Below are 17542 nucleotides of genomic sequence, written 5' to 3'. Positions count from 1 at the left end.
CCACCGGCACGGGCGTCGGGTTGTGTGGTTTTCCACACTCTCTTTTACTGAACGGTAACTTAAACTCCGGCCATGGACGACGCGATGCCGGGACGGCTGCCCGAGCGGGACCGCCCGTGGGTGATGCGCACGTACGCCGGGCACTCCTCCGCCGCGGCCACCAACGCGCTCTTCCGCCGCAACCTGGCGAAGGGGCAGACCGGCCTGTCGGTCGCCTTCGACCTGCCCACCCAGACCGGGTACGACCCGGACCACGAGCTGGCCTCCGGTGAGGTGGGCCGGGTCGGCGTGCCGGTGGCGCACCTGGGCGACATGCGGGCCCTGTTCGAGGGCATCCCGCTCGCCGAGATGAACACCTCGATGACCATCAACGCCCCGGCGATGTGGCTGCTCGGCCTCTACGGCACCGTCGCCGCCGAGCAGGGCGCGGAGCTGAGCCGCTGTGCCGGCACCACGCAGAACGACATCATCAAGGAGTACCTGTCCCGGGGGACGTACATCTTCCCGCCGGCCGCCTCGCTGCGGCTGACCGCCGACGTGATCGCGTACACGCTGCGCGAGATGCCCCGGTGGAACCCGGTGAACATCTGCTCGTACCACCTCCAGGAGGCCGGCGCCACGCCGGTGCAGGAGGTCGGCTTCGCGCTGGCCACCGCCGTCGCCGTGCTGGACACCGTGCGCGACTCCGGCCAGGTGCCGCCCGAGCGGATGGGTGACGTGGTCCAGCGGATCTCGTTCTTCGTCAACGCCGGGGTGCGCTTCGTCGAGGAGATCGCCAAGATGCGCGCGTTCGGCGCGCTCTGGGACGAGATCACCCGCGACCGGTACGGCGTGGAGAACCCGAAGCAGCGCCGGTTCCGCTACGGCGTCCAGGTCAACTCGCTGGGCCTGACCGAGGCGCAGCCGGAGAACAACATCCAGCGCATCGTGCTGGAGATGCTCGGCGTCACGCTGTCCCGCGACGCCCGCGCCCGCGCCGTGCAGCTACCCGCCTGGAACGAGGCGCTCGGCCTGCCCCGGCCGTGGGACCAGCAGTGGTCGCTGCGCATGCAGCAGGTGCTGGCGTACGAGTCGGACCTGCTGGAGTACCCGGACCTGTTCGCCGGCTCGCACGTGATGACCGCGCTGGTCGACGACATCGTCTCCGGCGCCCGGGTCGAGCTGGAGAAGGTGCTGGAGATGGGCGGCGTGGTCACCGCCGTCGAGACCGGCTACCTCAAGAGCGCGCTGGTGGCCTCGCTCGCCGACCGGCGGCGGCGGATGGAGTCCGGCTCGGACGTGGTGGTCGGCGTCAACCGGTTCACCGAGACCGAGCCGTCCCCGCTCACCGCTGCGGGGGCCGAGGCGATCGAGCAGGTGGACCCGGCCGTCGAGGAGGCGGCCACCGCGGGCGTACGCGAATGGCGGGCCGGCCGGGACGCGGCGGCGGTGGAGGAGGCGCTGGCGAAGCTGCGCGCGGACGCTGCCACCACGGCGAACCTGATGCCGGCGACGCTCGACTGCGTGCGTGCCGGCGTCACCACCGGCGAGTGGGCGGGCGCGCTGCGCCAGGTGTACGGCGAGTACCGCGCGCCGACCGGGCTGGCCGGGGCGGTCGGCACGGCCGGTGACGCGACCCTCGCCGGGGTGCGGGAGCGGGTCGCCGCTACCGCCCGGGAGCTGGGCAGCGGCCGGCTGCGGCTGCTCGTCGGCAAGCCGGGGCTGGACGGGCACTCCAACGGCGCGGAGCAGATTGCGGTACGCGCCCGCGACGCCGGCTTCGAGGTGGTCTACCAGGGCATCCGGCTGACCGCCGGGCAGATCGTGGCGGCCGCCGTGGAGGAGGACGTCGACCTGGTCGGCCTCTCCGTGCTCTCCGGCTCGCACCTGGCCGCCGTGCCGGCGGTGCTGGACGGGCTGCGTGCCGCCGGGCGGGGCGACCTGCCGGTGGTGGTGGGCGGGATCATCCCGGCCGCCGACGCCGAGACGCTGCGGGCGGCCGGCGTGGCCCGGGTGTTCACGCCGAAGGACTTCGCGCTCACCGGCATCATCGACGAACTGGTGACAGTGATCCGCGAGGCCAACGCACTGGGGTGAAAGGAAGGGCCCCTTGTTAACGCCTCCGGTCAAGAAGGGGCCCCTTCTTGACACCCGCGCTGACGCGGCGCCCGCACGCGGGCGCCGCTTCAGCGCGGGTGGGTCAGCGGCTCTCGTAGGTCATGCAGTCGGCCATGTCCATGTCGGGGCCGACCGTGATGGCCGGGGCGTGACACTCCAGGTCGGCGTTGTGCCGGCAGTCGGCGCGCGAGCACGCGCCGACCTGGGCGACCAACTGGTCGATGCCGCCGCGCACCGGCATCTCCACGAACGTGTGGCAGTGGGCGTGGTCGCTGCTGCCGATCGTGATGGCGAACGCGTGGCAGTCGTTCGTGTGGTTGTAGGCGCAGGACCGGACGGCGCACTCCTGGACCCGGGGCATCTCCAATGACGCGGTCATCTTCCCGTACCTCCTTGGGTGTCTTGCCCCGATTTTAGAGGTTTCGGGAGTCGCTGCGGCTCAGACGCGGAAGCCGGCCGCGCGGGCCGCGGCGCGTTCCCGGCGCCGCTCCCGGCGACGGCGGAACAGCCAGGGTACGAAGATCACCAGAGCGACCAGGAACACCAGTACAAGCACCGGCAGCAGCAGCGCCACCACCGACATGATCACGCTCGTCGCGTCCTCGGCGGTGCTGGCCACCGGCGCGCCCACGCCGGCGGTGGTCGCGTTGATGACCGGCCGGGCGGCGGCCTTGAGCAGGTGCACGCCGAGCGCGATGGCCACGCCGACCACCACCGGCACCCACTGGTGGGTGGAGAAGAACGTGTCCGGGTCGCTCACGGTGACCGTCTCCGAGCCGGCGCCCGCACCGAACGCCAGGCCACCGGCGGTCGGCCGGACCACCGTCTGCACCACGTCGTTGACGTGGTCGACCACTGGCACCTTGTCGGCCACCACCTCGACCGCGAGCAGGACGGCGAGGATCAGCACCACCCAGCCGTTGCCGAGCCACTGCCAGCCGCTCGGCAGCTCGACCAGGTCGGTGTAGCGGGACAGCAGCCCCATCAGCAACAGCGGGATGTATGCGTTCAGACCCGCCGAGGCGGCCAGGCCGGAACCGGTGAGGACTTCGAGCACGATCTCAATATGGCACCGCCGTGCCAGTGGCGCTCGTCGGCGTCCACCGGGGCCTCCGCTACCCTCGGCGGGTGCGGTTGGTCATTGCGAAGTGCTCGGTGGACTACGTCGGACGGCTCTCGGCCCACCTCCCCCCGGCGACCCGGTTGCTCATGGTGAAGGCGGACGGGTCGGTGTCGATCCACGCCGACGACCGGGCCTACAAGCCGTTGAACTGGATGAGCCCGCCGTGCCGGCTGGAGGAGGCGCCGGGCGTCTGGCGGGTGGTGAACAAGGCCGGCGAGGAACTGCGCATCACCCTGGAGGAGATCTTCCAGGACACCTCGTACGAGCTGGGCGTGGACCCGGGCCTGCGCAAGGACGGCGTCGAGGCGCACCTGCAGGAGCTGCTCGCCGCGAACCCGGAGACGCTGGGGGAGGGCTTCACGCTGGTCCGGCGCGAGTACATGACCGCGATCGGGCCGGTCGACCTGCTCTGCCGGGACGCGGTCGGCGGTGCGGTGGCGGTCGAGGTGAAGCGGCGCGGCGAGATCGACGGCGTGGAGCAGCTCACCCGCTACCTGGAGCTGATGAACCGCGACCCGCTGCTCGCGCCGGTGGCCGGCGTGTTCGCCGCGCAGGAGATCAAGCCGCAGGCGCGGGTGCTCGCCACGGATCGCGGCATCCGCTGCGTGGTGGTCGACTACGACAAGCTGCGCGGCATCGAGCGCGACGAGCTGACGCTGTTCTGAGGCGCGGCCTCAGCGGCTCCGGCCGTACATCAGCTTGGCGATCTTGACGATGCGGGCGATGTCGGCCGGGGTGCGCTCGAACGTCATCGCCGGCAGCAGCGACCGGGCCCGGCGGCGGGTGACCGACTTGGGCCGGCCGAACTCGCGCAGCCCCTCCTCGCCGTGGATGCGGCCGATGCCGGACTCGCCGGTGCCGCCGAACGGCAGCGTCGACATGCCGGCGAAGGTCAGCGCCGAGTTGACCGAGGCCATCCCGGAGCGCAGGCGCCGCGCCACAGCCACCGCCCGCGCCCGGCCGAAGACCGAACCCCCGAGCCCGTACGGCAGCGCGTTGGCCCGCTCGACCGCCTCGTCCACGTCCCGGACGCGGTTGACCACGAGCGTCGGGCCGAACGTCTCCTCCCGCACGGCGGCCGAGTCCTCCGGCACGTCGACGAGCACCGTCGGGTGCACGTACGGCGGCTGGACCGCCTCCGGGCCGCCGAGCACCGCCCGGCCGCCCCGGCTGAGCGCGTCGTCGATGTGGCGGCGGATGATGTCGATCTGCGACGGCATGGTGATCGGGCCGAGGTCGGTCCCATCGGCGCCCACCGTGAGCCGCCCGGCCTTGGCCACGACCTTCTCCACGAAGGTGTCGAAGACCTGGTCGACCGCGTAGACCCGCTCGATGCCGATGCACGTCTGGCCGGCGTTCGTCATCCCGCCCCACACGCAGGCGTCGGCGGCGGCGTCCAGGTCGGCGTCGCTGTCCACGATCATCGCGTCCTTGCCGCCGGCCTCCAGCAGCACCGGCGTGAGCGTCTCCGCGCAGGCGGCCATCACCCGCTTCGCGGTGGCGGTCGAGCCGGTGAAGGCGACCTTGCCGACCCCGGAGCGGCACAGCGCCGCGCCGACCGCGCCGAAGCCGTGCACCACCTGGAACACCGGCTGCTCCGGCACCACCTCGGCGAACCTGTCGACCAGCCACTGGCCGACCGCCGGCGTGTACTCGCTCGGCTTGAACACCACGGCGTTGCCGGCCGCGAGCGCGTACGCGGCGGAGCCGATCGGGGTGAAGACCGGGTAGTTCCACGGGCCGATGACACCGATCACGCCGAACGGCTGGTATTCCAGGTGACCGCTGAACTCGGCGAGGACCAGGCGGGAGCGGACGCGGCGCGGACCGAGCACCCGCTGGGCGTTGCGGGCCGCCCAGTCGATGTGCTCCAGCGCGGTGAGGATCTCCACCACGGCGTCACCGACCGGCTTGCCGCCCTCGGTGTGCATCAGGTCGGCCAGTTCCTCGATCCGCCGGGCGAGCACGCCGCGCCAGCGCTGGAGGCGGTCCCGCCGGCCGGCGAAGCCGAGCCCGGCCCACCAGTCGCCGGCCGCCCGGGCGCGCTCGACGGCGGCGCGCACGTCCGCCTCGGTGGCCAGCGGGAAACTGCCTGCCTCGGCGCCAGTGGCCGGGCTGGTCGACACCAGCCGACCGTCGGAGATGAGCGGGGCGCCCGGCACATGCACAGCGGTCATGGCCGAAGTCTAGACCCGAGGATTACTCGTCGGTAGGTGTCGAACCGGCCGTACGCTGCGCCGATGATCAGCCCGTCGTATCGACGGAAGTGCCGTCCGAAACGGCGAACGGGAGATGACCGCCCGGGGTCGCGGGGGTGACCGCGCGGTGGTGCAAGCCACTACGGTGAGGTGGCAGGCTGACGCCGCGGGGCGATGTGGGGTGGAGGACTGTCCATGGAGGAGCATCCTGAGCTGATGCCGTTGCTGACGGTGTCCGGCGGGGCGATGCGCGGGCTCACGTTCCGGGTCGGCCAGGACGCGCAGGTGATCGGCCGGGCGCCGACCGCCGACATCGTGCTCGCCGATCCGCACCTGAGCCGGCGTCACGCCACCGTCCGGGCCACCCCGGAGGGGGTGATGCTCACCGATCTGGGCTCGACGAACGGCACCTGGCTCAACGACACCCGGGTGACCGGCAGTGTGGCGATCTCCGACGGCGACGTGGTCCGGCTGGGCCGCACCGACCTGCGTCTCTACGACCCGGGCGTGGCCCGGACCGACCCGGTCGGGATGAGCTTCGGCGCGATGCGCCGCGACCAGCGCCCCACTCTGCCGCTGCCCGTCCCCGGGCCGCGCCAGCCGATCGAGGCGCGCGAGGCACAGCCGGCCGACGTCAGCTAGACCGCCGGGCATCCGCTGGGCCCTCCGGGCCGGTGAGTGCCCGCACTCGCTGGACCCCAAGGCTGCTGACCGTCGGCACCCGCCGGGCATCGAGGCCGTGCTCGGCCCCAAGGTCGCTGCTTCCGGCGCCCGCTGACCCTACGCCCGCGCTGCCCCGGCGTCGCCCGGCCCGCGCGGCGAGCCCGCGCGCCCGACCCGCGCGCCGAGCCTCGTCCGCTGAGCCCACCGCCGCCCTCCCCGGTCCGCCCTCGCGCGATTGATCAAGGAGTTTGGGTACGGAAATGACTCCCGCGCTGACGCAAACTCCTTGATCACCGCCAGGGAAGGGTCGGCGGGCGGTCGGCGGAGGGGCGGCGGAGGAGGGTGGGCTGGGCGGGTTGGCGCTCCCGGGGTGTGGGGTGGGCCGGCGCCCACGCCTTGGCGGGGTGGTGTGTCGGTGGGGCACATGGACCGGGGTCGGCCGTCCGTGCCAGCATGCGCGGATGCGCAGCGCACGGCTCACCGTCCAGGCCAACGGCATCACCCAGGCGGTCCGCGTGGCCGGTCCACCGGACGGCGTACCGGTGCTGCTGGTGCACGGCAACGTCTCCTCCTCCGCCTTCTGGGAACCGCTGCTGGCCCGGCTGCCGGAGACGCTGCGGGTGGTCGCCCCCGACCTGCGCGGCTACGGCGGGACAGACACCGCGCCGGTCGACGCCACCCGAGGGCTCGCCGACTTCGCCGACGACGTGGCCGCGCTGCTCGACGCCCCGGAGCTGTTCCGGCCCGGCGCCCGGCCGGTGGTGGCCGGGCACTCGCTGGGCGGCGGTGTGGCGATGCGGCTGCTCGTCGACCGCCCGGAACGGATCGCCGGCCTGCTGCTGGAGGCGCCGGTGTCCCCGTACGGCTTCGGCGGCACCCGGGACCTCGACGGCACCCCCACCACGCCCGACTTCGCCGGCACCGGCGCCGGCGGCGCGAACCCGGACTTCGTGGCCCGGCTCGCCGCCGGTGACCGGAGCGCGGACGGCCCGACCAGCCCGCGCGCTGTGCTCCGTGCCGCGTACGTGGCCGACCCGGCCTCGCTCGGCGACGACGAGGACCTGCTGCTGGAGAGCATGCTGACCACCGCCGCCGGGGACGACAACTACCCGGGCACGGCTGTCGCCTCGCCGCACTGGCCGGGGACGGCCGCCGGGCCGCGCGGCGTGCTCAACGCGCTGGCCCCGGCCCACTTCCGGCTCGCCGACGAGCTGGTCGCCGCGCCGGTCAAGCCGCCGGTGACCTGGGTACGCGGCGACGCCGACGTGATCGTCTCGGACACCTCGCTGTTCGACCTGGCGTACCTCGGTCAGCTCGGCGTGGTGCCCGGCTGGCCCGGTGAGGTGGCGTGCCCGCCGCAGCCGATGGTGGGGCAGACCCGCGCGGTGCTGGACCGGTACGCGGCGGCCGGCGGGACGTACCGGGAGGTGGTGCTGCCCGGCTGCGGGCACAGCCCGCACCTGGAGCGGCCGGCGGAGTTCGTCGCCGAACTGCTGGCGCTGGCCGGGGAGAACGCCACCGCGTGAGGCACGGTGCGTGAAATATCCCACGGCGTCTCGACAACGCAGCGTCACGTGGCAGACTCCGGCGCATAACCTTAGCGGCCGTTCATGTCGCGGACGGCGGAGTCGAGCAGGGGAGGCCGGTCGTGGCGCGGGAGTTCACCAGGGTGGGCGTGGTGGGTCTGGGCACCATGGGTGCCGGCATCGTGGAGGTGTTCGCCCGCAACGGCATCGACGTGACAGCCGTCGAGATCTCCGACGGGGCGCTGGAGCGCGGCCGGGCCACGCTCACCGGCTCCACCGACCGGGCCGTGGCGAAGGGCAAGCTCGCCGAGGCCGAGCGGGACGCGCTGCTCGCGCGGGTCGACTTCCGGGTCGGGCTGGACGCGCTGCACGACGTGGACCTGGTGATCGAGGCGGTGCCCGAGCATCTCGACCTCAAGCAGCGGATCTTCGCCGAGCTGGACCGGGTCTGCAAGCCCGAGGCGATCCTGGCCACAAACACGTCCTCGCTGAGCGTCACCGAGATCTCCGTCGCCACCACCCGGCCCAACCAGGTCATCGGCATCCACTTCTTCAACCCGGCGCCGGTGATGAAGCTGGTCGAGGTGGTCCGCACGGTCGTCACCTCCGCCGACGTGGTCGCCGACGTGGAGGCGCTCTGCGAGCGGCTCGGCAAGGTCGACGTGACGATCAGCGACCGGGCCGGCTTCATCGCCAACGCGCTGCTGTTCGGCTACCTGAACCACGCGGTCGGCATGTTCGAGGCCCGGTACGCCACCCGCGAGGACATCGACGCCGCCATGAAGCTCGGCTGCGGCCTGCCGATGGGCCCGCTGGCGCTGATGGACCTGATCGGCCTGGACACCGCGTACGAGATCCTCGACACCATGTACCGGCGCGGCGGCCGGGACCGCCGGCACGCGCCGGCCCCGCTGCTCAAGCAGATGGTCACCGCCGGGCTGCTGGGCCGCAAGTCCGGTCGCGGCTTCTACACCTACGAGCGGCCGGGCTCGCCGAAGGTCGTACCCGACGAGTTCACGCCGCTGGTCGCGGACGCCGCGCTCGCCGACGGCGCCCGCGCCATCGCGAAGGTCGGCGTGGTCGGCTCCGGCACCATGGCCACCGGCATCATCGAGGTGTTCGCCAAGGCCGGGTACGAGATCATCTCGGTGACGCGGGGCGCGGAGAAGTCCGCGAAGGTCTGCGAGGCGGTAAAGACCTCGCTGAACAAGGGCGTGGTGCGGGGCAAGATCAGCGAGAGCGACCGGGACGACGCGCTCGGCCGGATCACCTGGTCCGCCACGCTTGAGCACCTGGCCGACGTCGACCTGGTGGTCGAGGCCGTGATCGAGGAGCTGAGCGTCAAGAAGGCGCTGTTCGCCAGCCTGGACGAGATCTGCAAGCCGGGCGTCGTGCTGGCCACCACCACCTCGTCGCTGCCGGTGATCGACGTGGCGATGGCGACCCAGCGCCCGGCCGACGTGATCGGCCTGCACTTCTTCAACCCGGCGCCGATCATGCCGCTGGTGGAGATCGTGCAGACCATCCGCACCTCCGCCGAGACGTCGGCCACCGCCCGCGCGGTCACCGCGAGGCTCGGCAAGACCGGCGTGGTCTGCGGCGACCGGTCCGGCTTCATCGTCAACGCGCTGCTGTTCCCGTACCTGAACGACGCGGTGAAGATGCTGGAGGCCAGCTACTCGACCGCCGACGACATCGACTACGCGATGAAGCTCGGCTGCGGCTACCCGATGGGCCCGTTCGAACTGCTCGACGTGGTGGGCCTGGACGTCTCGCTGGCCATCCAGCAGGAGCTGTACCTGGAGCTGCGTGAGCCCGGCTTCGCCCCGGCGCCGCTGCTGGAGCACCTGGTCACGGCCGGCTACCTGGGCCGCAAGTCCGGCCGCGGGTTCCGCGACCACACCCGGCGCTGACCGCTGTCAACAGCCGGGCCCGGTGACGGCGTCTTCGAGGTGTGACCTTCGAGGAGTACGTCGGCAGCCGCGGCCCGGCTCTGTTGCGTCTGGCCCGGCTGCTGACCGGCGACGCGCACCGCGCCGAGGACCTGACGCAGGACGTGCTGGCGCGCGCGTACGTGCACTGGCGGAAGATCGCCCGGGCCGACCGGCCCGACGTGTACGTGCGCCGGATGCTCGTCAACGCGAACACGTCCTGGTGGCGGCGGCGGTCCAGCCGTGAGCTGGCGGTGGACACGTTCGCCGACCGGCCCGGGCGCGGCGACCTCGGTGGCGAGGCGGCGGACCGGGACGAGATGTGGCGCCTGATCCGCGCCCTCCCGGACCGCCAGCGCGCCGTGCTGGTGCTGCGCTACTACGAGGACCTGGACGACGCCACGATCGCCCAGATCCTCGACTGCTCCCCGGTCACCGTCCGCACCCACGCGATGCGGGCGCTTGCCCACCTCCGGGAGCGCTGCGGCGTCCCGATGACGAAGGGGAGCCGGCCGTGACCGACCTCGACCAGCGGATCGCCTCGGTGCTGCGGGAGCAGGCCGAAGGGGAGATCGACACCGCACGCCTGCTGCGCGGCTCCCGCGCGTTGGGCAGGCGCCGGCAGGTACGCCGCCGGGCCACCGCCGGCACCGCGCTCGCCCTGGTCGGCGTGCTCGGTCTCGTCGGCGTGGTACGCGCGGACGTGGGCGGGCTGGCCGGGCGGATGCCCTGGACGGCCGCGACGCCCGAGGCGGCGCCACCCCTGGTGCCGCCGCTCGCCGACGGGGTGCCCGGGGCGCTTCAGCGTCCCGATCTGGTAGGTACCGACCCGCAGGTGCTGCACCTGGGCGTCGACACCACCCGGGCCCGCTATCTGGGCTGGTCCGTCCACAGCTCCAACCCGATCGAGTCGATCCGGTTCAGCGACGGTGAGGGACACCCGATCCTGCTCGAGGTCAGCCCGGTGGCGAAGGCTCTCGACAACACTTCGATCGACGGCTTCCCGACGCAGGCCGTCAGCGGCCGGCTGGCCTTCGACGGTGGCGTGCTGCGCGTCGCCGGTACTGACGGTCTGGTCACGTCGTGGCAGCCGTTCCCCGGTCTCTACGCCCGGGCGGCGACGCTCCGCGGTGACGTGGCCGCCCTGAAACGGGTCGCCGGCCTGGTGCGCTGGGACGAAGCCCGGCGATGCACCGGGCCGGTCCGACCGACCACGCTGCCGGCGAACGCGGCGGTGACGGGATGCTCGGTGGACGCGGCCGCCTTCCCGAAGGGCCTCACGGTTCAGCTCACCGTCTTCCGGGCACCTTCTTCATACATGTGGATGAAGCTGGTCCACGGGGCGGAGATGGGGGAGGACACGGGCCGCGCCAGCAACCGCGACCTGGGTGGCCGTCCGGGCTTCCGGTATCCGGGCGGCAACCGCCTGGAACTGCTCGGCCTGCCCAAGGTGCGGTTGACAGTCGACTTCGCCTGGCCCTTCCCCGGCGACGGACCCCCGGGCCAGGTGAACTTCACCGAGGCCGACGCGGCGACCGTGCTCGCCGGGACGCAGGTGGCACAAGACCTGACCCGCCCACAGACTTGGCCCTGACCGATCGCGCGAGCGATCTTGGTACGGAACTGCCCCTGAGAGGGCGTACCCGTACCAAGATCGCTCGGTTTCGGGGCATCGGCGGTGGGGTGGGGAGGGGCCGTAGGCTGGGATCGTGAGCCCCCGTCGCAACCGTCCCCGCCGGGACGAGATCGCCGCAGTGGACGGCGAGCGTGCCCGCCACGGCGTGCCGACAGTGCAGCAGTGGCGCGACGGCGACTGGCAGGTACGCGCGATCAGCGGCGGGGCGTCAGCCAAGACGTACCGCTGTCCCGGCTGCGACCAGGAGATCCGCCCCGGCGTGGCGCACCTGGTGGCCTGGCCGGCCGACGACCGGGGCGACCTGACCGACCGCCGGCACTGGCACTCCGGCTGCTGGCGGGCCCGGGACCGGCGTGGGCCGAACCTCCACCGCGGCCGGGGCGCCCCGCGCTACGGCTGAGCGATCTGGATCACCAGGTTCCCGTCCCGGTGGGCGGCGGGGCCGCCGACACGGGAGACTGGCAGGCGTGAGCACTCCGATTCGCGCGTCGTCGATCCTGCCCGGCCGCCGGGAGGACATCGAGCTGCACACCGCCGACGGGCTGACGCTCGTCGGCGAACTGGCCCGGCCGCTGGACCGCGAACCGGCCGCCACGCTGGTCTGCCTGCACCCGCTGCCCACCCACGGCGGGATGATGGACAGCCACGTGTTCCGCAAGGCCGCCTGGCGGCTGCCCGCACTGGCCGGCCTGGCCGTGCTCCGGTTCAACACCCGGGGCACCAGCAGCGTCCGCGGCACCAGCGAGGGAACCTTCGACGGCGCCGTCGGCGAGAAGTTCGACGTGGCCGCCGCGATCGAGTACGCCGAGTTCCACGAGCTGCCGAACATCTGGCTGGTCGGGTGGTCGTTCGGCACCGACCTGGCGCTGAAGTACGGCTGCGACCCGGCGGTGGCCGGCGCGATCCTGCTCTCCCCGCCGCTGCGCTTCTCCGCCCCGGAGGACCTGGCGGTCTGGGCCGATTCCGGCAAGCCGCTCACCGCGCTGGTCCCCGAGTTCGACGACTACCTGCGCCCGGAGGAGGCCCGGCAGCGCTTCGCCGCCGTGCCGCAGGCCGAGGTGGTGGGCGTGGACGGCGCCAAGCACCTCTGGGTCGGCGACGCGGAGAAGGTGCTGGACGAGATCGTCCGGCGGGTCGCCCCCGGCGTGCCGCTGCCGCTGCCGACCACCTGGGACGGCCCGATGGAGACCGGCGACGTCAGCGCGTACGCCGACCGTACGGTAGCCGCGTTCGCCGACACCCCGGTGCCCGGCCCGGCCCAGCGACGCGCCGAGTAACGGGTCAGCGCGCGTCCTGGCGGGGCAGCACCACCTCGCGCAGGATCAACTGCAACGCGGCGACCGTGGGTATCGCGATGAGCGCGCCCACCACGCCCAGCAGCGCCACCCCGAGCAGCGCGGCGAGCAACGCCGCCACCTCGTTCACCGACACCGCCCGGCGCATGATCTTCGGATAGAGCAGGTAGTTCTCCACCTGCTGGTAGAGGATGAAGAACACCAGGCACGCGATGCCCACCGGCAGGTCGGTGGCGAGCCCGACGAGCGTCACCACCACCGCGCCCAGCGTCGCGCCGATCTGCGGGATCAGGTCGGTCACCGCGACCACCACCGCCAGCGCGAACGGGTACGGCAGGCCGACCACCAGCGCGAACACGAACGTGGTCACGCCGGCCAGCACCGCGATGGCGAGCGCGCCGACCATGTACGCGCCGACCCGGGTCAGGATCTCGTCGCCGATCAGCCGGACCCGCTCCCGGCGCGAGCGCGGTGCCAGCGCGTACCCGAGTTCGCGCAGCTTGTCGAAGTACGCCAGGAAGTAGATCGTCAGCACCAGCACGGTGAGCAGGCGGAAGATCGTCCCGAAGATCAGTTGCGCCCCGCCGAGCACGCCGCCGAGCGCCCGCCCGATCGTGTCCGCGTTCGCCGCCGCCTGGACCCGCTCCATCACGTCGTACCGGATCACCAGGTCGTTCACTGTGGGATTGCGGCGCAGTTCCTCGACGTAGCCGGGTAGCTGCTGCACGAACTGGCCGGACTGGGTCACCACCGGCGGCACCAGCGCCAGCAGGCCGGCGACGATCAGCGCCAGCAGGGTGAGCGTCACCACCGCCACCGCCAGACCGCGCGGCACGCCCCACCTGCGCAGCCGGACCACCGCCGGGTGCAGGCCGACCGCGAGGAACAACGCGATCACCACGAGCACCAGGATGCCGGCCGCGTTGCGCAGGCCCAGGAACAGCGCGTACGCCAGCAGCACGCCGAGCGCGCCGGTGAAGCCGATCAGGAAGGCGCTGCGCCGCAGTGGCCGCCCCGGCACACCGAAGCGCCCGCTCGGCTCGAACTCACCCGGCTCGACGTCGGCGGGCCGCTCGCTGCTCGCCTCGATGCCGGTTCGCAGGCTCCTCGCGGCACCCGTGGTGTCGCTCGCGGCGGCGCGTGTGGTCTCGCTCGCGGGCTTCACCGGGCCGGCGATGTGCACGTCCGCGGCCTCGTCCTCGTGGGCGGCGGAGCCCTCCTGCGACACCCGTGCCTCCCGGCTCTCCCCGCTGCCCGGCGGCCCGCCGGTGACGTCCCCGGCCGACGCGCGACCCTCTGCCCGCAGGGTAGTCGCCGCCACCCCGCGCCGGCCATCCCACCACCACTGCCGCCGCGCTCGCCGGCCGGCGGTTCAGGGAAGTCGCGTGATCCGGGCGGGCCGGATGCCGCCACTTTGGCCGAAGTAGCGGCATCCGAGGCGGTCGGATCAGTCCTTGTCGACGGTGACGGCGCTGGGCTTGGCGCTGCGCTCGTCGGTGGTCGGCTTGGTGGGGCGCTTGCCGTTCTCGCCGGTGCTGGTGATCTTCGTCGGGGTGGCGCCCCGGCCACCCTCGCCCGGCACGGCGGCGACAGTCGGTTCGCCGTCGACGCCCGCCCCGGCGGGGGAGTCCATGGTGGTCACCGGCTCACCGACCGGCTTGGCCTTGCCCGCCTCGGCCGGCTCGCCGTCGCCCTTGGCCGGCGTGGTGCCCGTCGTGTCGGCCTTCGTGTCGGCCTTCGCGGCCACCGGCGCACCGCCACCGACCGGGACATCAGCCGGGGCGTCGCCGCCCGCCGGCTCGCCGTCGCCGGTCGAGCGGCCGGCGGACGCGGCAGTGGCGAGCTCGTCCGGGTCGACCGGAGTGGCCGCGATCCCGGCCGAGTCGGCGTCGCGCCGCAGGTCGCCGAGGCGGCGTTGCAGGTCGTCGGACTCCTGCCGCGACTTCCAGGTCTCGGTACGCAGGTCGGCCAGCTCCTGCTGCGCCTTGGCGATCTCCAGCATCACCCCGGCGAGCTGCTGCCGGCCGGCGGCCACCTCCTGCTGGGTGGCGGCCAGGTGCTGCTGGGTGGTGGCGAGGTGCTGCTGGGTCGTGGCCGCGTACTCCTCGAACTGGCGCCGCGAGGCCGCGACGTGCTCGTCGGCCTTGCGGCGCTGCGCGCCGGCGTCCGCCTCGGCACGGCGCAGCAGCTCGGCGGCCTCCAGCTCGGCCTGCTGCCGCATGCTGAGCGCGTCCGCCTCGGCGGCCTGCCGGACGTCGGCGGCGGTGCGCTCGATCTCGTCGCGCCGCGTGGTGTACGCCTGCTCCAGCTCCTCCTGCCGCTTGGCGTGCTGCTTGTCCAGCTCGTCCCGGCGCTTGGCGAACTCCTGCTCGGCGGCGGCCCGGCGCTGGGCCAGCTCCTTCTCCGCGCTGTCCCGCCGCTCGGTGACCTCCTTCTCCACCCCGGCCCGCCACGCGCCCAGCTCCTGCTGGGTCTGGGCGCGGGACTGCTGCACGTACGCCTCGGTCTCGGTGCGCATGCGCTGCACGTACGCCTCGACCTCGGCGCGGTTGCGCTTGCCGGCCTCGGTGGCCTCGGTGGTGAGCCGGCTGGCCTCGGCGCGGGCCCGGCCACGGGTGGCCTTGGCCGCCTCCTCCGCGTCGTCCACGATCTTCTTGGCCTCGGCCAGCGCCTTGGCGTGCGTGGCCCGGCCGGCCTCGGCGGCGGCGTCGGTGAGCCGCTTGGCCTCCTGCTGCCCCTTGGCGTGCACCTCCTTGGCCGCCTCGCGGAGCTGGTTCGCCTCCTGCTGGGCCTTGGCCAGCACCTCCTTGGCCGCCTCGCGCAGCCGGGCGGCCTCCTGCTGGGCCCGGGAGTGGATCTCCTTGGCGGTGTCGCGGAGCTGGGTGGCCTCCTGCTGGGCCTTCGCCAGCGCGTCCTGGGCGGTGCGGCGCAGCTTCTCGGCCTCGTCCTGCGCGGCCGTACGCAGCTTCGCCGACTCGTCCTGCGCGGCCTTGCGCAGCTGCGCCGACTCTTCCTTGGCGGTCTTGAGCGTGGCCTCGGCCTCGGCCTTGCGGGCGGCGGTGTGCCGCTCCTCCTCGGCCCGGCGGGCGGCCAGCGCGATCTCGAAGTCCTTCAGCGCCTGGGCGGCCTGCTCCCGCGCCTCCTCGACGATGTGCTCGGCGGCGGCGCGGCGGGCCTCGATCTCCTCGTTGGCGGCGCTCAGGATCTCGTCGGCCTGTTCCTCCGCCATGGTGAGGATCTGCTCGACGCGCGGACCCAGGTGCCGGAACGAGGCCCGGTCCACCACCCCCACCTGCTTGCGCACCTGGGCCAGGTCGCGCTGCAGCACCTCGACCTGACCGGCCAGCTTGTGGATCTGGGTGTACGCCTGTTCCCGCTCGGTGGTCAACGCCGCGATCTCGTGCTCCGCGCGAGCGACGTAGCGGTCGACCTGCCGTTTCTCGTACCCCCGAAGGGCGGACTCGAAGCTGGGCTCCGTCGTCACGTCCCCGCCGAGCGCGAACAGTTCCTCGCCGTGCGACATGCCCCCATCCTCACACGCAACCGGCTCTGCTGGGGCGATACGGACGCCCCTTCTGGGAGCTACTTCACCCTCCTGGCGAAACGGTCCGCACAAGCATGACGGCGCGGGGCGACACCGGTCACCCGGTGTCACCCCGCGCCGTGGCTCATGCCCCCGACAGCGGGTGTTCGGTCAGCCGGCCGACTCGGCCGTCACCTTCTGCGCGGAGGCGTCGGCCTTCGGCGTCTCGGTCTTGCCGCCGGCCGGCACACCCGGCACGATGCCGGCCAGGCCGGAGAGCATCTGCCCGAGCTGCGAGGTGACGGCGTCCTTCTGCCGGGTGAGGTCCTCGACCTCGCGGCGGGCCGCCTGGGTGGTCAGCTCGGCCTCGGTGCGGGCCTCGTTGAGCACCCGCTGCGCCTCGGCGCGCGCCTCGTTGAGCGTCTTGTCGGCGAGCGCCTTGGCCTTGTCGACTGTCTCGTTGGCGGTGCGCTCGGACTCGACCCGCCGGGACTCGGCCCGCTGCTCGATCTCCTTGGCCCGCTCCTGCGCGGCGCGTGCCCGCTGCTCGGCCTCGTTCACCAGCTTCTGGGTCTGCGCGACCTGGGCGGCGTGCCGCTCCGACTCCTCGCGCTCGGCCTTCTCCCGCCGCTCGGCGAGCTGGAGCTCCAGGGCCTGGAGGTCCTTGTCGCGCTTGTCGCGCGCGTCGGTGAGCAGCTTGGTCGCCTCGGCCCGCTTCTCCTCGGCCTCCCGGGCGGCCTTGGCCCGCTGCTGGGTGATCTCCCGCTCGGCGGTGGCGCGCAGCGTGGCGACCTCGCGCTCGACAGTCGACTTCAGCTCGGCGACCTCGTGCGCGGTGACCGTACGGAGCTGCTTGGTCTCCCGGTCGGCGTCGGCGCGCAGCGTGTCGGCCTCGCGGCGGGCCTGCACGCGAACCTCGGCGGCCTCCCGCTCGGCCGCGGTACGGACGCTGCCGGCCTCGCGCTCGGCGGTCGCCTTCATGGCGGCGGCCTCGGCGCGCGCCTTGTCGGTGATCTCACGCGCCTCGAGGCGGGCGGCGGAGAGGATGCCCTCCGACTCGCGCTTGGCCTCGTTGCGGTGGTCGTTGGCCTGCTCCTCGGCCAGCCGCAGGATCTGCTCGACGCGGGTGCCCAGGCCGGACAGGGTCGGCCGGCTGTTCTCCTCGAGCTGCTTGTTGGTCTCGGTGAGCTTCTGCTCCAGGGCGTTCTGGCGCTGCTCGGCCTGCCGCAGGCGGCGCTGCGCGTCGTTCATCCGCTGCTCGGCCTCGGCCCGGGCCTGCTCGGACTGGCTCAGGGCGGCGGTGAGGCGGCCGATGAAGTCGTCGACCTGGTTGGTGTTGTAACCACGCAGGCCAACGGTGAAATCGGGCTGTGAGTTCGCGTTATCGAAGAACGCGAGAGGGGAGGACTGCTGCTGGGGCATTGGGACATACTGGCAGACGCCCCAGGGTGGTTCGCAAGAGCGGTCGGCACCTTTCGCGTCCTGTTTACATGGTCAACTCGGTCGGCCGGTGACAACGGACCAACTGGCGATCTTGGCAGCTCCCGGGC

General features: G+C 73.0%; 15 protein-coding genes. 9 read left to right on the top strand and 6 right to left on the bottom strand.

Annotated features, from left to right (window positions below):
* Positions 1 to 72 precede the first annotated feature (72 nt).
* Positions 73 to 2076: a protein meaA gene (locus tag AB0B20_RS24215; RefSeq protein ID WP_357473641.1), complete on the top strand. Its 2004-nt coding sequence runs from the start codon at positions 73 to 75 to the stop codon at positions 2074 to 2076.
* A 103-nt stretch (positions 2077 to 2179) separates the two neighbouring features.
* On the opposite strand, the gene AB0B20_RS24210 is transcribed toward AB0B20_RS24215, so the two are convergent.
* Both AB0B20_RS24210 and AB0B20_RS24205 read right to left on the bottom strand, forming a co-directional pair.
* Complete coding sequence (locus AB0B20_RS24210; RefSeq protein WP_128137340.1) at positions 2180 to 2476, bottom strand: DUF1540 domain-containing protein; 297 nt, start codon at positions 2474 to 2476, stop codon at positions 2180 to 2182.
* A gap of 60 nt (positions 2477 to 2536) precedes the next feature.
* Positions 2537 to 3154 carry a DUF4126 domain-containing protein gene (locus AB0B20_RS24205; RefSeq protein ID WP_357389303.1) on the bottom strand — a complete coding sequence of 206 codons (618 nt, stop codon included), beginning with the start codon at positions 3152 to 3154 and terminating at the stop codon, positions 2537 to 2539.
* A 71-nt stretch (positions 3155 to 3225) separates the two neighbouring features.
* On the opposite strand from AB0B20_RS24205, the gene nucS reads away from it, so the two are divergent.
* Positions 3226 to 3885: an endonuclease NucS gene (gene nucS, locus AB0B20_RS24200; protein ID WP_030503891.1), complete on the top strand. Its 660-nt coding sequence runs from the start codon at positions 3226 to 3228 to the stop codon at positions 3883 to 3885.
* A gap of 9 nt (positions 3886 to 3894) precedes the next feature.
* On the opposite strand, the gene AB0B20_RS24195 is transcribed toward nucS, so the two are convergent.
* Complete coding sequence (locus tag AB0B20_RS24195) at positions 3895 to 5397, bottom strand: aldehyde dehydrogenase family protein (RefSeq protein ID WP_357473637.1); 1503 nt, start codon at positions 5395 to 5397, stop codon at positions 3895 to 3897.
* A 216-nt stretch (positions 5398 to 5613) separates the two neighbouring features.
* Between AB0B20_RS24195 and AB0B20_RS24190 the strand changes: the two genes are divergently transcribed.
* The 7 genes from AB0B20_RS24190 to AB0B20_RS24160 all read left to right on the top strand — a co-directional run bounded on the left by AB0B20_RS24190 (position 5614) and on the right by AB0B20_RS24160 (position 12451).
* Positions 5614 to 6060 (top strand): FHA domain-containing protein, encoded by a 447-nt coding sequence (locus AB0B20_RS24190; RefSeq protein ID WP_357389307.1) that lies wholly within the window; start codon positions 5614 to 5616, stop codon positions 6058 to 6060.
* 482 nt (positions 6061 to 6542) lie between these two features.
* A complete protein-coding gene (locus AB0B20_RS24185; RefSeq protein WP_357473634.1) occupies positions 6543 to 7607 on the top strand; it encodes an alpha/beta hydrolase in 1065 nt (354 codons plus the stop codon).
* Between the two features lie 122 nt (positions 7608 to 7729).
* The gene (locus AB0B20_RS24180) at positions 7730 to 9520 is read left to right on the top strand and encodes a 3-hydroxybutyryl-CoA dehydrogenase (protein WP_357473631.1); all 1791 of its coding nucleotides are present in this window, start codon (positions 7730 to 7732) and stop codon (positions 9518 to 9520) included.
* Between the two features lie 41 nt (positions 9521 to 9561).
* The gene (locus AB0B20_RS24175) at positions 9562 to 10056 is read left to right on the top strand and encodes a SigE family RNA polymerase sigma factor (protein WP_357473627.1); all 495 of its coding nucleotides are present in this window, start codon (positions 9562 to 9564) and stop codon (positions 10054 to 10056) included.
* Entirely contained in the window at positions 10053 to 11132 is a 1080-nt protein-coding gene (locus AB0B20_RS24170) for a hypothetical protein (protein WP_357473624.1), read from the top strand. Before AB0B20_RS24175 ends, AB0B20_RS24170 begins: the two co-directional genes overlap by 4 nt.
* A 160-nt stretch (positions 11133 to 11292) precedes the next feature.
* Positions 11293 to 11574 (top strand): hypothetical protein, encoded by a 282-nt coding sequence (locus tag AB0B20_RS24165; protein WP_357473667.1) that lies wholly within the window; start codon positions 11293 to 11295, stop codon positions 11572 to 11574.
* A gap of 67 nt (positions 11575 to 11641) precedes the next feature.
* On the top strand, positions 11642 to 12451 hold the full coding sequence (locus AB0B20_RS24160) for an alpha/beta hydrolase (protein WP_357473621.1): 810 nt from the start codon (positions 11642 to 11644) through the stop codon (positions 12449 to 12451).
* Between the two features lie 4 nt (positions 12452 to 12455).
* On the opposite strand, the gene AB0B20_RS24155 is transcribed toward AB0B20_RS24160, so the two are convergent.
* The 3 genes from AB0B20_RS24155 to AB0B20_RS24145 all read right to left on the bottom strand — a co-directional run bounded on the left by AB0B20_RS24155 (position 12456) and on the right by AB0B20_RS24145 (position 17414).
* Positions 12456 to 13559: an AI-2E family transporter gene (locus AB0B20_RS24155; RefSeq protein WP_357389361.1), complete on the bottom strand. Its 1104-nt coding sequence runs from the start codon at positions 13557 to 13559 to the stop codon at positions 12456 to 12458.
* 357 nt (positions 13560 to 13916) lie between these two features.
* Complete coding sequence (locus AB0B20_RS24150) at positions 13917 to 15992, bottom strand: hypothetical protein (RefSeq protein WP_357473618.1); 2076 nt, start codon at positions 15990 to 15992, stop codon at positions 13917 to 13919.
* Between the two features lie 171 nt (positions 15993 to 16163).
* Positions 16164 to 17414, bottom strand: a complete 1251-nt coding sequence (locus tag AB0B20_RS24145) for a DivIVA domain-containing protein (RefSeq protein WP_357389320.1) — start codon at positions 17412 to 17414, stop codon at positions 16164 to 16166.
* Positions 17415 to 17542: the final 128 nt, after the last annotated feature.

It is taken from the genome of Micromonospora sp. NPDC049151 (assembly GCF_040648395.1).
In the GTDB taxonomy this organism is placed as follows: Bacteria; Actinomycetota; Actinomycetes; order Mycobacteriales; family Micromonosporaceae; genus Micromonospora.
Note: the sequence above shows the minus strand (reverse complement) of the source record. Positions and strands in the feature narration are given on the sequence as shown.